Consider the following 14,035-nt stretch of genomic DNA (forward strand, 5'->3'; position numbering starts at 1 on the left):
CGGGAGCATGGGAGAGGCCCTTTGGTTCTGACCAACGATCAGGTCGCGATCCGCGACACCGTCCGTGATTTCGCGCAGGAACGTATCCGCCCCAATTCGGCGGCGTTCGAGGCGGCGGGCGGCTATCCTCCCGAGCTGTTCCGCGCGTTGGGCGAAATGGGCCTCATGGGCATGACCGCGCCCGCCGAACTGGGAGGGGCGGGGGCCGACTATGTTTCCTATACGCTGGCGCTGATCGAGGTCGCGGCGGCGGACGGCGCGCTGTCGACCATCGTATCGATCCAGAATTCGATCATGGTCAACGGCCTGATTGCCTTCGGTTCACCGGCACAGCGCGAACGCTGGCTGCCGGATCTGGTCAATGGCTTGGCCATCGGCGCCTTTGCCTTGACGGAGGCCGATGCCGGGTCCGACGCTGCCGCCATCCGCACGCGGGCGCAGCGGACGCAGGACGGCTGGCGTATCGACGGGGCGAAGCAGTTCATCACGTCGGGCAGGATCGCCTCGGTGGCGATGGTGATCGCGGTCACCGACCCGGCGGCGGGACGCAAGGGCATGTCCGCCTTCCTCGTGCCCACCGACGCGCCCGGCTATGCCGTGGACAAGGTCGAGCACAAGTTGGGGCAGGGCGCGTCCGACACTTGCGGCCTGCGCTTCGAGGATTGCCGGGTCGGTGCCGACGCCCTGTTCGGCGAGGAGGGGCGCGGCTATGCGATAGCGCTCGCCAACCTGGAGTCCGGGCGGATCGGCATTGCGGCCCAGTCGGTCGGCATGGCGCAGGGCGCGCTGGACATCGCTATCGCCTATGCTCGTGACCGCAAGAGCTTCGGCAAGCCGATCGTCGAGCATCAGGCGGTCGGCTTCCGTCTGGCCGACCTCGCCACCCGGCTGGAGGCCGCGCGCCAGATGGTCCTGCATGCTGCCGCACTGAAGGACGCGGGGCTTCCCGCTTTGCAGGCCGCGTCCATGGCGAAGCTCTTTGCGTCCGAAACTGCCGAGGCGGTGGTGTCGGGTGCGATCCAGACGCTGGGCGGCTATGGCTATCTGGAGGAATTCGGGCTCGCCAAAATCTACCGCGATGTCCGTGTCTGCCAGATCTATGAGGGCACGTCCGACATACAGCGGATGGTGATCGCCCGTGGTCTGGGAGAGCATCATGGTTGATCCGATCGTCATTCTGGGCAGCGCCCGGACGCCGATGGGCGGGTTTCAGGGCGCCTTCGCCACACTGACCGCGGTGGAGCTTGGTGCGGTCGCGGTGGCCGCCGCGGTGGAACGTGCCGGTGTCTCGCCGGACCGGATCGAGCGCATCACAATGGGCTGCGTCCTCCCCGCCGGATTGGGCCAGGCACCCGCGCGGCAGGCGGCGCTCAAGGCGGGCCTGCCGCAATCGGTCGAGGCTACCACGATCAACAAGATGTGCGGATCAGGGATGCAGGCCGTCATCATGGCGGCCGAGGCGCTGACCGCCGGGGCGGCGCGGATCGTCATCGCGGGCGGCATGGAAAGCATGACCGGCGCGCCCTTTCTGCTGCCCAAGCATCGCGGCGGCGCGCGGATCGGCCATGACCGGGTGATCGACTCGATGATGATGGACGGGCTGGAGGACGCCTATGATCGCGGCAAGCCGATGGGGGCTTTCGCCGAAGACTCCGCGAGGGACTATGGCCTGACCCGCGAGGCACAGGACGCCTATGCCTTGGAAAGCCTGGCACGGGCACAGGCGGCGATCGAACAGGGCGCATTCGCCGGGGAGATCGCGGCGGTTGCGGTGCCCGGCCGTGGCAGCACGGTGCTGGTCGACCGCGACGAACAGCCGGGCAAGGCGCGTCCTGACAAGATAGCTGGCCTGCGCCCCGCCTTCGCGGCTGAAGGAACCATTACGGCGGCCAGTTCCGCTTCGATCTCGGACGGTGCCGCCGCGCTGGTTCTGGCACCGCTCAGTATCGCCGAGGGTGAGGGGCTGAACCCGCAGGCCCGGATCGTCGCCACCGCCGCTCACGCCCACGCGCCCGCCCTGTTCACCACCGCGCCGGTCTTCGCGATCCGCAAGGTGCTGGAGCGGGCAGGCTGGAGCGTCGCCGATGTCGATCTGTTCGAGGTCAACGAGGCCTTCGCCGCCGTCGCCATGATCGCGATGCGGGACCTGGGTATCCCTCGCGACCGGATGAACGTGAACGGCGGCGCGACCGCGCTGGGCCATCCGATCGGGGCGAGCGGCGCGCGGATCATCGTCACGCTGATCGCCGCGCTGAGGGCGCGCCGCCTCAGGCGCGGTGTGGCGGCACTGTGCATCGGCGGCGGCGAGGCGACCGCCATCGCCATCGAACTCATCTGATATCGAAAGGATAGGATCATGGATATTCGGGGCGTCGCGGCGATCGTGACGGGGGGCGCATCGGGGCTGGGCGGCGGCACGGCCGAGCGGCTGGCGCGGGCGGGAGCGAAGGTTACCATCTTCGACGTGAACGCCGATCTGGGCACGGCGCTGGCCGAGCGGATCGGCGGGCACTTCATCCGGGTCGACGTGACGGACGAAGATGCCGTCGCCGCCGCGATCCAAGAGGCGGAGGGACTTCACGGCAAGGCGCGTATCCTGGTCAATTGCGCCGGGATCGGCCCGCCCGCCAAGGTCATCGACCGCGAGGGTCAGGCCTTGCCGCTCGCCGCCTTCTCGAAGATCGTGACGATCAACCTGATCGGCAGTTTCAACGTCCTGTCCAAATTCGCCGCAGCCCTGCACGCCGCCGATCCGCTAGGGGAGGAGCGGGGCGTCGTCATCAACACCGCCTCGGTCGCGGCCTATGACGGGCAGATCGGGCAGGCGGCCTATTCGGCGTCCAAAGGCGGCGTGGTCGGTATGACCCTGCCCATCGCGCGCGAGCTGGCGCGTTATGGCATCCGGGTGATGACGATCGCGCCGGGCATCTTCATGACCCCGCTGCTCGCCACCCTGCCGCAGGAGGCCCAGGATTCGCTCGGCGCGCAGGTGCCGTTTCCCTCGCGCCTCGGCCAGCCCGACGAGTATGCCCAGCTGGTCGAGGCGATCGTTACCAACCCGATGCTGAACGGTGAGACGATCCGTATCGACGGTTCCATTCGGATGGCCCCGCGATGAGCCTGACCGGCCCTGCGCCCTCCGAACGCGCCGGGGCAATCGGCGGGGCGGTGGCGGCGTTCGTGCGCGAGGTGGTCGTGCCATATGAGCGAGATCCCCGCCGCGACGCGCACGGCCCCACCGATGCGCTGGTGGCCGAGCTACGCGCCAAAGCACGGGCGGCGGGTGTGCTGACCCCGCATATCCTGGGGGGGGACGAACATCTCAACCAGCGCGAGACGGCCTATGTCCTGCGCCAGTCGGGCCTGTCGCCGCTGGGGCCGCTGGCGGTCAACACTGCCGCCCCGGACGAGGGCAATATGTACCTGCTCGGCAAGGTCGGCAGCGCGGAGCAAAAGCAGCGTTTCCTCGAACCACTGATCCGCGGCGACGCGCGCTCGGCCTTCTTCATGACCGAGCCGGCGGAGGAGGGCGGGGCGGGTTCCGATCCTTCGATGATGAAGACCAGCGCGGTCCTCGACGGCAATCACTGGGTCGTGAACGGGCGCAAGGCATTCATTACCGGCGCGCAAGGGGCGCAGGTCGGCATCATCATGGCAAAGTCCGATGATGGCGCCTGCATGTTCCTGGTCGACCTGCCCGACCCGGCCATCACCGTCGAGCGGGTGCTGGATACGATCGACACCTCCATGCCCGGCGGCCATGCGGTCGTGCGCATCGAGAATTTGCGCATCCCCGCCGACCAGATGCTGGGTCAGAGTGGCGAGGGCTTCAAATACGCCCAGATCCGCCTCGCCCCCGCTCGCCTGTCGCACTGCATGCGCTGGCTGGGCGCCTGCCTGCGCGCGAACGAGATTGCGACCGATTATGCCTGCCGCCGCGAAGCCTTCGGCAAACCGATCATCGACCATGAGGGCGTCGGTTTCATGCTGGCGGAAAACCGGATCGACCTGAAACAGGCCGAACTGATGATCGACTGGTGCGCAGGCGTGCTCGACGCGGGCGAGAGCGGCGGCACGGAGAGCTCCATGACCAAGGTCGCGGTGTCGGAGGCGCTGATGCGCGTGGCCGACCGCTGCGTTCAGGTGATGGGGGGGACCGGCGTCACCGGCGACACCATCGTCGAGCAGGTGTTCCGCGAGGTGCGGGCCTTCCGAATCTATGACGGCCCGACCGAGGTCCACAAATGGAGCCTCGCCAAGACGATCAAGCGGGATTGGAGAGCCGCACAGTGACCTATCGATATATCACCGTTGCGCGGGAAGGTCGGCTGACGATCGTGACGATCGACCGGGCCGAGGCGCACAACGCCTTGAATGCCGCTGCGCATGAGGAGCTCGCGGCGGCTTTCGACGCCTTTGCCGCCGATCCCGACCAATGGGTCGCGATCATCACCGGCGCGGGCGAAAAGGCATTCTGCGCGGGTCATGACCTGAAGCAGCAGGCGTCGGGTGGCGGCATGGCCACCCCGCCCAGCGGGTTCGGCGGACTGACCGCGCGGTTCGACATGGCCAAGCCGGTGATCGCCGCCGTCAACGGCATCGCGATGGGCGGTGGGTTCGAGATCGTCCTCGCTTGCGATATCGTCGTCGCGAGCGGTCGCGCCGTCTTCGCACTGCCGGAACCGAAGGTCGGGCTGGCGGCGCTGGCGGGCGGGTTGCAACGCCTGCCCCGCACCATCGGACTGAAGCCTGCAATGGGCATGATGCTGACCGGACGGCGGGTGAGTGCCCAGGAAGGGCAACGGCTGGGCTTCGTCAACGAGGTGGTGGAGGGCGACGTGCTGTCTGCCGCGCGGCGCTGGGCCGACGAGATATTGGCGTGCAGCCCGATGTCGATCCGCGCGACCAAGGAGGCGGTGCTGCGCGGGCTGGACACGGCCCCCGATCGCTTCCTGCGCGAGCAATGGGATTATCCGGCCGTCGCGACGATGATGGCCTCACAGGACGCCATCGAGGGGCCCGCCGCCTTCGCCGAGAAGCGGCCGCCACAGTGGAAGGGCTGCTGACTATGGCCAGTGCCCTCGATCACGTCGCCAATGCCGGAACCACGCCTGTCCGGGAAGTGCATCGCTTCGATGAAACGGCGCTGACGGCCTGGATGGACGAAGCCATAACCGGTTTCGATGGTCCGTTGACGGTCGAACAGTTCAAGGGCGGCCAGTCCAACCCGACCTATCGCCTGTCTACGCCAAACGCCCGCTATGTCCTGCGCCGCAAGCCGCCGGGGCCGCTGGCAAAAGGCGCGCATGACGTGCTGCGCGAAGCGCGTATCTTGACCGCGTTGGCGGATACCCCGGTACCGGTCGCGCGGGTGCACGGCATGTGCTCCGACGAAAGGGTGATCGGCACGCCCTTTTTCGTGATGGAGATGGTCGAAGGCCGGATATTCTGGGACGCAAGCTTCGCCGAGATCGAACAGGCCGGGCGCGCCGCCTATTTCGACGCGATGAACGCGACGATCGCGGCGCTGCACGGCATTGATCCGATCGCGGTCGGGCTGGGCGATTATGGGCGGCCGGGCAATTATTTCGCGCGGCAGATCGCGCGCTGGTCCGGCCAGTATCTGGACGACGCCGATGCCGGGCGAAACGAGGATATGGATGCTCTGGTCGCGTGGTTGCCCGAGCACATACCGGCGGGGGACGAGAGTAGGATCGTGCATGGCGACTTCCGCTGCGACAATCTGATCTTCCATCCCGGCGAGCCACGTATCCTGGCGGTGCTGGACTGGGAATTGTCGACCCTGGGCCATCCGCTGGCCGACTTTGCCTATCACGCCATGATGTACCGGATGCCGCCCGACATCGTCGCGGGGTTGGGCGGGGCGGATGTCGCGGCGCTGGGGCTGCCCGGCGAGGCCGATTATGTCGCCGCCTATTGCGCGCGGACCGGGCGCGACGGGATCGCCGATTACGAATTCTACATCGCGTTCAACTTCTTCCGGCTCGCCGCGATCTTCCACGGGATCAAGGGGCGGGTGATCCGGGGCAATGCCTCGTCCGCCCATGCCCGAGAGCGTGCGGAGAGCTTTCCCCGGCTGGCGCGGCTGGCACGGGAAGCCATGGAGGCGTGCCGATGAGTTCCGTTCTGGTCCGCAAGGAAGGTGGGGCCGCCTGGTTGACGCTGAACCGTCCCGAGGCAGGCAATGCCGTCAATCCGGCCATGGCGTGTGAACTGGCCGAAGCCGCACGGGACGTGGCAGCCGATCCAGCGATACGCTGCGTCGTGCTGACCGGGGCGGGACGACTATTCTGCGTCGGCGGCGATGTCGCCACGATGGCGGCGGCGGGGCAAGAGGCAGGGCCTTTCCTCCGCGACCTGGCCGATACGCTGCACGGTGCGATCGTCACGCTGACGGACATGGCCAAGCCCCTGGTCGTGCTGGTCAACGGCCCGGCCGCGGGCGCGGGGCTGAGCCTGGGAATCATGGGCGATGTCGTGCTCGCCGTGCGCTCGGCGCATTTCACCGCCGCCTATACGGGGGTCGGCCTCAGTCCCGATGGCGGCATGAGCTGGCTGCTGCCCCGGCTCGTCGGGCTTCGCCGGGCGCAGGCGGTCATCCTCACCAATCAGCGGATCGGGGCGGAAGAAGCCGAGCGGATCGGCATGGTGACGCGCACGGTCGATGATGCCGACCTGATCCCGGAAGCCCAGGCGGTGGTCGCCCGCCTGATCGCGTCGCCGACGGCTGCGCTGGGGGCTGCCCGTCGCCTGCTGATCGATGGCGCAACCGCGACCCTTCCCGATCATCTCGACCGCGAGGCACAGAGCATCGCCCGCGCCGGGGCGCATGCCGAAGCGCGTGAGGGGATCGCCGCTTTCGTGGAACGCCGCAAACCCGATTTTCAAGGAGCCTGACATGGCCGATGCCTATATCGTAGACGCCGTTCGCACCGCCGGGGGCCGCCGTAACGGGCGCCTGTCCGGTATTCATCCGGCGGACCTGGCCGCCTATATCCTGAACGCGCTGGTCGACCGGAACGACCTGGACCCGGCGGCGATCGATGATGTCATCATGGGCTGCGTCACCCAGGCGGGTGAGCAGGCCTTTGCTTTCGCGCGCAACGCCGTCCTCGCCTCCAGGCTGCCCGACAGCGTGCCCGCCGTCACCATCGACCGCCAGTGCGGGTCGTCGCAGCAGGCGGTGCAGTTCGCCGCGCAGGCGGTCATGTCCGGCACGCAGGATATGGTGATCGCGGCGGGCACCGAGAGCATGAGCCGCGTGCCGATGTTCTCCAATCTCAGCTTCCACCAGCGCGAGGGGATCGGGATTGGCCCGGTCAGCCCCAGCATCGCCGAACGGTTCGGCGTCAAGGAATTCAGCCAGTTCGCCGGCGCCGAAATGCTGGCGCGCAAACATGGCTTCGATCGCGAGACGCTCGACCGTTTCGCACTGGAAAGCCATCGCCGCGCCGCCGCCGCCACGGAAGCCGGGGCCTTTGCCGACGAGATCGTGCCCGTGCTGGTCGATGGCGAGCCGCATGTCCGCGACGAGGGCATCCGCTACGACGCAACGCTGGAAAGTATCGGCGCGGTCAAGCTGTTGCAGGAGGGCGGCATGATCTCCGCCGCGAACGCCAGCCAGATTTGCGACGGGGCAAGCGGGGTACTGGTGGTCAGCGCGCGGGCGCTGAAGACGCATGGGCTGATCCCGATCGCGCGGATCGTCGACATGACGGTTACCGCGGGTGACCCGATCATCATGCTGGAGGAGCCGCTGTTCGCGACGGATAAGGCACTGAAGAAGAGCGGTCTGTCGATCGCCGATATCGACCTGTACGAAGTCAACGAGGCTTTCGCGCCCGTGCCGCTCGCCTGGCTCGAACATGTCGGCGGCGATCCCGCCAGGCTGAACGTCAATGGCGGGGCGATCGCGCTCGGCCATCCGCTGGGCGCGAGCGGCACCAAGCTGATGGCGACCCTGGTTCACGCTCTGCGCGCGAGGGGCAAGCGCTATGGTCTCCAAACCATGTGCGAAGGGGGCGGTATCGCGAACGTCACCATCGTCGAGGCGCTGTGATGGGACTCGCCACGCGCGTTACCCGATTGCTCGGGATCGAACATCCCATCGTCCAAGGCGGCATGATGTGGGTCGGCCGCGCCGAGCTGGCCTCGGCGGTGTCCAATGCGGGTGGGCTGGGGATGCTGACCGCGCTGACCCAGCCGATGCCCGACGATCTGCGGCGTGAGATCGACCGCTGCCGGACTATGACCGACAAGCCGTTCGGGGTGAACCTGACGATCCTGCCGTCGGTTTCCCCGCCGCCCTATGCCGAATATCGCCGGGCGATCATCGACAGCGGCGTGGCGATCGTCGAGACGGCGGGCCATCGTCCACAGGAGCATGTCGAAGACTTCAAGGCGCACGGCATCACCGTCATCCATAAATGTACCGCCGTACGCCATGCCGTGTCGGCCGAGCGGATGGGCGTCGACATCGTGTCGATCGACGGGTTCGAATGTGCGGGCCATCCGGGCGAGGATGATATTCCGGGGCTGGTCCTGATCCCCGCGGCGGCCGACAAGGTGAAGATCCCGATGCTGGCGAGCGGCGGTTTCGCCGATGGCCGGGGGCTGGTCGCTGCGCTGGCCTTGGGGGCGGAGGGGATCAACATGGGCACCCGCTTCTGTGCGACGGTCGAGGCCCCGATCCATGATGCGGTCAAGCAACTGATCATCGCCAATGACGAACGTGCGACCAACCTGATCTTCCGTCGCTTCCACAACACCGGGCGGGTGGCCAAGACCAGCGTATCGGACCGGGTCGTCGAAATCTCCGCGCGACCAGACGCCGTGTTCGAGGATATCCGGCCGTTAGTGTCCGGCGCCAACGGACGGACGGCTCTGGAAACCGGCGATCTCGATGCGGGGCTGGTATGGGCGGGGCAGGTGCAGGGGCTGATCCATGACGTGCCGACCTGTCGCCAGCTGATCAAGCGGATCGTCGGTGACGCGCAAAATCTGGTCGCAGAGCGCTTGACCGGCTTTATGAAGCAGGGGGACGCCTAATGGTAACGATCGAGGTCATTACCCGTGACGGCAACCATACCGAGGTCGAGGCCGCCGCAGATGTCAGCGTCATGGAAGCGATCCGCGATGCCGGTGTCGATGAACTGCTGGCGATGTGCGGCGGGTGCTGCTCCTGCGCAACCTGCCATGTCTATGTCGAAGCGGGTGGAGAGAACCTGCCCCTGCCCGGTCCCGACGAAGACGATCTGCTCGACAGTAGCGACTATCGCACCGACCGATCCCGCCTCGCCTGCCAGCTCGCGGTTCGCAATATGCGCACCAGTTGCCAGATACGTATCGCGCCTGAGGATTGAGGGTGAGCGAGATCTCATCAGACGCGCCCCTGGCCGGACCGCAGGCCGTCGAGTTCGTCGGCATCGGCCACGATCTCGCACGACCTTTCGGGACATCAGCGGGCAGTCGTAGAGGCCAATGTCCATAACAAGGAAGACTTGAAGACGGTGAGTCTGACGTCCGTCCGAGCGCCGCACTGCATCGACATAACGTCGGCGACGAAGCGGATTGGCAACGCGTTATGAATCATGTCCGATTGTGACATGTGGCTTGTGACATGTGGCGGCTTGACGTGCCCGTGAACTGCGCGGGCATCATGCTCACCCTCGGCTTCGGCTACCAAAATCCACACGCGCCCGACTGAGCGGCCTGATCCGAACGTGTCGCAGCTGCTGCCGTGCAGTCTTCGACCTTTGACGCGATTCAATGGACTTGCCTCATTGTACCCGCAGCTGTACCCCTTGCTGTACAACTCGCGGACAGACGAGCTGCATGGCGACGCAAAATTAATGACTTAGCGCGCGGAAAAAATTGGTCAGGAATCCTGTCTCCCCGACCATTTCCAAGAATTTCAGTTTTCCGCCGTTTTTTGATGGCCGGGCCGACGCTGTACGTAGCACATTTACGTAGCAGTCCAAAAAATGGTCGCTCATCCCGGCTTCTTCGCGAGGCGTGAATCAGATCGCGACGCTCACATCAATCAGGCCCGCTCGCGGTGGGTCGGTCGCATCGGTGGTCTACTCCAGATTACGGCCAGAGGTGATGGAGATTGGGCGCAGGCGCCAATGGCTCTGCGTCGTGCGAAAGGCGAACCAGCCTTGCCGATAGGGCGCCGCGTCACGATAGGCGAAGAGCAGGCGGCCGTCGCGCGTCACGGAAATCCCCTCGTGATCGGCGGTCAGCACGATCCGGGTCCATCGATTGGGGTATAGCAGGTCGCGCGAGCGGGCGGGCGCACGCTCGCCGATCAGCGGCCGGTTGCCATGCTGACCCACATAACGCCGCATCCGAACGGTCGTATTCCGATTGCCGCCGATGCCGATATAATAGGTGGCCAGCGCATCATAATCCTCGAACCTGCCATGGCGTCCGGCGGCCAACACCGAACCGTCCGCAACGGCGGGGTCGGTTGCCATCCAGAAGGCGTTCAGGTCGCTCACCTGATCGTTCGGCCCACCCGCCGCGACCGCCTTCGCCTCGAACGCGATGCGAACCGGCATCGCCAGACGGCGGGCGTACCACAAGGTCAAACCGCGCGCCGTGTCGATCTCGACTCCGCCTCCACCGAGGAAGGTGACACGCGCCGCCGGGTCCTCCGCCTCGATTCGCCATGCGGACAGCGGCGGCGTTCTGCCCCGAACACAGGCGGCAGACGCACTCGTCGGGAGCAGCGCAAGACCGACCAGCCCGGCTGCGATCAGAACCACCCGCATATTTACAGTTTCAGCTGCGCGCCAAGGAACACGCGCCGTCCGACATCGGTGAATTCGATCGGCCGCGCATCGTCGATATAGGATCGCGTCAACTGATTGGTCAGGTTCAGCGCCTCGACAAAGACCGAATAATGGGCGCCCAGGCGAAGCTGTACCTTGGCATCGACATAGGTTTCGCCGCGTCGGTACACGGGGCTGTTGCCGTTGTTCGCACTGGCGGCCTGATAAAGCCAACTGCTCCGCCGGTTGTAATTGATCCGGGCGTTGAGCCAGTCGCGGTCGAAGAAGATGCTGGCATTGTAGGTGAATTTGGACAGTCCGGGGAATTCGGACAGCGGCTCGCCCGTCGCCTGGTTGGTGAGGCCGCTGTTGATCGAGCGGCTATAGGTGATGTTCCCGCTGAGCCCGAAGCCGTCAAATGGCGCGGGCAGGAAGCCGAGCACGGTCTGGGCGCTCGCCTCGATCCCGTCGAGCTTCGCGCCGAAGCCGTTGAGCGGCTGGCGTACCGTGTACAGCGTGCCGTCGCGGAAAAGGTCTACGCCCGACACCGTCGCGGCGGGCAGCACGAAGCTCTGGATGTCCTTGTAGTAATAGCCGATACTGATCGCGGTATCGCGGTTGGGATACCAGGCGGCATTCAACTCATACTGGTCGGCACGATAAGGTTTCAGATAGGGATTGCCTGCCGAGCAGGTGTCTTCACCCGCGATCGTATTCGCCGTGTCGATCACGCAGTTGATCGCGGGGGAAAGATCGCTGGGCTTGGGCCGTGCCAGGTTCTTGGCATAGCCCAGTCGGATGAAAAGGTCGGGCTGCACTTCCAGCGCGGCATTCGCGGCGGGCAACCAGTCATGATAGTGATTTTGCAGCGTGATCTGCTGAACCGCGACCGTCGCGGTTTCGATCACCGCCGGGACGGTGCCGACCCCGGTTCCCGGCCGTACGCGATTTTCGCGCCGCGTGTTGCTGCTGACCGAACGGTCGCGTGTCGCCGTATAGCGCACCCCGACATTGCCCGTCAGCGGCATTCCGAAGAGACGTGTGTCGATATCGGCCTTCAGATAGCCCGCGACGATACGCTCGTTGATGACGTAATCGGGAATTTGGGGAAGGCCGTCTGCAAAGCGCACGCGATCCTGGTTGAATCCCGACAGGTCATAGTAACGCGACAGATTGGCGTAGTCGAACAATGGGATGGCCAGTCTCTGCGGCGCGCCCTCCGCTCCTGAAATCCCGGTGAACAGCGGCGCTCCACCGGTCAGCCCGCTATTGGCCGCGAGGAACTGCTGATACTGCGCTGCAGTCAGGTAATAGGTATTGGCCGCCGCTCCGCCCGCAGGAACCGGGCCGATCACGGTCGTATAGGATATGTTGTTGTTATACTGGTAGATGGCGGGCGATGCGGCGATCCCGGCAGACGGAACCGCGGTCACGGCCGCCCTCAGCAGGCGGGCGCCACCCGCCCCATAGGATACCAGGTCCTGATCCCGAAACTGACCACCAAAGGCGATGGCCTTGAGCGGCCCCCAGTTGACGGCATAGGTCGCATCCAGCTTCAACTGGTCTTCCGAGGCATCGTTCTGGCCGGGGCGATATTGCAGCACGGGGCCCGTCTGGTTGAGCAACTGCCCATTCGCGCCGCGCCGCGTGGCGTCGGCATAGCTGGATATGTCGGCGGGATCGAACGCCGCCGGAAACTGAAGGATGGGCAGACCGTCGGGGTTGCGCCGGTCGATCTTGATACCCGGTACGCCCGTGGTGATCCCCACCAGGTTCGTCTCATCGATCCGCGACGCCCTGGAGGTCGAGGCCAGGCCGATCAGGTGCAGCCGGTCCAGATCCCATTCGAACCCGGTCTGGAAATAGCGGCTTTCCTCGTCGTAGCGAAAGTCGCGGCGCTGCACCCCGACGATGCCGTTCGCGCCACGATAATTAGCGGTCGCGCCGTCGGTGGCGGCGTTTACGCCGTTCAGCGCGGTCAGCACGCTGGTCAATACATGGTTCTCGGTCGTGACCGTTCCCACGGTCGGACGCGGACGGGAAGCGCCACCGGCGGCGTTGGTGGCCAGCGGCGCGTCCAGGTTATAGCGAGTCAGGTCCAGGGTCCTGCCGGTCCCGCTGCTCAGATTGACGGTGTAGTTGGTGTCGCGCATCCGTTGGTTGCGCCAGTTGAGCTGCGCCTGGGTCCAGATGGTGAAGTTATCGGCGACGCGATATTGCAACTGCCCGTCGAACGAGGTCCGGGCGTCGAATCGGTCCAGCACCCGGTATCGTGCGGAGTTGGGAGCCCAGTCAAAGAACTGGGTCTCGCACGCCAGCCGCGCGGCGGTGGCCTTGGCGGCGGTTCCGCCCGTCGTGCCCGCACAGCTTTCATAGGTCGAATAGGCAGCATAGTCCGGGTCGGCGACGGTCTTTTCGCTCGACCGGTCGAGATCGAAATACCGCCGCCAGTCGGTATTCGCGATGGAATCGCCGCGCGTGTCGACCTGACTGTGCGTCACGTTGAGCAGCACGCCCAGTCGACCGTCGAGCAGGTCGGCGCGGCCCGCGGTAAGATTGACGCGCGGGCGCCATTTCTGCGCCAGGTTCAGCCGCTGCGCCTCGCCCTTGATGCTGAAGATGGGCTTGAGCAGTTCGAGCGGACGACGGGTCTCGACGCGCACCGTCCCGCCGATACCCCCCTCGGTCAGATCGACCGTATAGCCCTTATAGACATCGATTGACTTAACCAGCTCGACCGCCAGTTCCCGAAAGTCGCCGCTCCGCTCGCCGCCGGCGCTCTGCTGGCTGACGCCGTTGATCTCGATGCGGTTCAGATCGGGCTCGACGCCGCGGATCGACACTTTGCTGCCTTCGCCGAAGTCGCGCTGCAACTGCACGCCGGTGATCCGGGCCAGCGCCTCGCCGACATTCTTGTCGGGAAAGCTGGCAATGTCGTCGGCGACGATCGAATCGACCACCGTATCCGCCTGCTTCTTGCGCGCGATCGCCGAGCGTAGCGAGGCCCGCGTCCCGACGACCGTGATGTCGGCTGCGGTGGCCAGGGGATCGGTCGGAGAAATCTGATCATCGGCGGGGGGCGCCAAACGCCCATTTTGCTGTGCCAGTCCCGGTTGCGCCATCGCGATCAGCGCCGCACCGGACATGGCGAATTGTACCGCTCGACGGCGGCCGATGACCAACGACATTATAATACCCCCTTATTCAGATGGGAGTTAGGTAGAAAAGCGGTGAGCGGT

At 65.8% G+C, this 14,035-nt stretch carries 12 protein-coding genes; 10 read left to right on the forward strand and 2 right to left on the reverse strand.

Annotated elements, in window-relative coordinates; all coding sequences use genetic code 11:
* The first annotated feature begins 21 nt into the window (after positions 1 to 21).
* The 10 genes from QE385_RS02275 to QE385_RS02320 are packed head-to-tail and all read left to right on the forward strand — an operon-like array spanning position 22 to position 9,383.
* Positions 22 to 1,164 (forward strand): acyl-CoA dehydrogenase family protein, encoded by a 1,143-nt coding sequence (locus QE385_RS02275; protein ID WP_307098665.1) that lies wholly within the window; start codon positions 22 to 24, stop codon positions 1,162 to 1,164.
* Complete coding sequence (locus tag QE385_RS02280; RefSeq protein WP_307098667.1) at positions 1,157 to 2,338, forward strand: acetyl-CoA C-acyltransferase; 1,182 nt, start codon at positions 1,157 to 1,159, stop codon at positions 2,336 to 2,338. The genes QE385_RS02275 and QE385_RS02280 overlap by 8 nt, the downstream gene beginning before the upstream one ends.
* An 18-nt stretch (positions 2,339 to 2,356) precedes the next feature.
* Positions 2,357 to 3,118, forward strand: coding sequence for an SDR family NAD(P)-dependent oxidoreductase (locus QE385_RS02285; protein ID WP_307098669.1), 762 nt, complete (start codon positions 2,357 to 2,359; stop codon positions 3,116 to 3,118).
* A complete protein-coding gene (locus QE385_RS02290) occupies positions 3,115 to 4,293 on the forward strand; it encodes an acyl-CoA dehydrogenase family protein (RefSeq protein ID WP_307098671.1) in 1,179 nt (392 codons plus the stop codon). The genes QE385_RS02285 and QE385_RS02290 overlap by 4 nt, the downstream gene beginning before the upstream one ends.
* Positions 4,290 to 5,066 carry an enoyl-CoA hydratase-related protein gene (locus QE385_RS02295; RefSeq protein WP_307098673.1) on the forward strand — a complete coding sequence of 259 codons (777 nt, stop codon included), beginning with the start codon at positions 4,290 to 4,292 and terminating at the stop codon, positions 5,064 to 5,066. Before QE385_RS02290 ends, QE385_RS02295 begins: the two co-directional genes overlap by 4 nt.
* Positions 5,067 to 5,068: 2 nt before the next feature.
* Entirely contained in the window at positions 5,069 to 6,139 is a 1,071-nt protein-coding gene (locus QE385_RS02300) for a phosphotransferase family protein (RefSeq protein ID WP_307098675.1), read from the forward strand.
* A complete protein-coding gene (locus tag QE385_RS02305) occupies positions 6,136 to 6,918 on the forward strand; it encodes an enoyl-CoA hydratase/isomerase family protein (RefSeq protein ID WP_307098677.1) in 783 nt (260 codons plus the stop codon). Before QE385_RS02300 ends, QE385_RS02305 begins: the two co-directional genes overlap by 4 nt.
* Before the next feature lies 1 nt (position 6,919).
* The gene (locus QE385_RS02310) at positions 6,920 to 8,080 is read left to right on the forward strand and encodes an acetyl-CoA C-acetyltransferase (protein WP_307098679.1); all 1,161 of its coding nucleotides are present in this window, start codon (positions 6,920 to 6,922) and stop codon (positions 8,078 to 8,080) included.
* Positions 8,080 to 9,069 (forward strand): nitronate monooxygenase family protein, encoded by a 990-nt coding sequence (locus tag QE385_RS02315; RefSeq protein ID WP_307098681.1) that lies wholly within the window; start codon positions 8,080 to 8,082, stop codon positions 9,067 to 9,069. The genes QE385_RS02310 and QE385_RS02315 overlap by 1 nt, the downstream gene beginning before the upstream one ends.
* A complete protein-coding gene (locus QE385_RS02320) occupies positions 9,069 to 9,383 on the forward strand; it encodes a 2Fe-2S iron-sulfur cluster-binding protein (protein WP_307098682.1) in 315 nt (104 codons plus the stop codon). Before QE385_RS02315 ends, QE385_RS02320 begins: the two co-directional genes overlap by 1 nt.
* Positions 9,384 to 10,100: 717 nt before the next feature.
* Here QE385_RS02320 and QE385_RS02325 read toward each other — a convergent pair.
* The gene (locus QE385_RS02325; protein WP_307098684.1) at positions 10,101 to 10,796 is read right to left on the reverse strand and encodes a DUF6250 domain-containing protein; all 696 of its coding nucleotides are present in this window, start codon (positions 10,794 to 10,796) and stop codon (positions 10,101 to 10,103) included.
* Positions 10,797 to 10,798: 2 nt separating this feature from the next.
* Positions 10,799 to 13,984, reverse strand: a complete 3,186-nt coding sequence (locus QE385_RS02330; RefSeq protein ID WP_307098685.1) for a TonB-dependent receptor — start codon at positions 13,982 to 13,984, stop codon at positions 10,799 to 10,801.
* Between the last annotated feature and the right edge of the window lie 51 nt (positions 13,985 to 14,035).

Origin of the sequence: Sphingomonas sp. SORGH_AS_0950, assembly GCF_030818415.1 — a bacterium.
Classification (GTDB): domain Bacteria; phylum Pseudomonadota; class Alphaproteobacteria; order Sphingomonadales; family Sphingomonadaceae; genus Sphingomonas.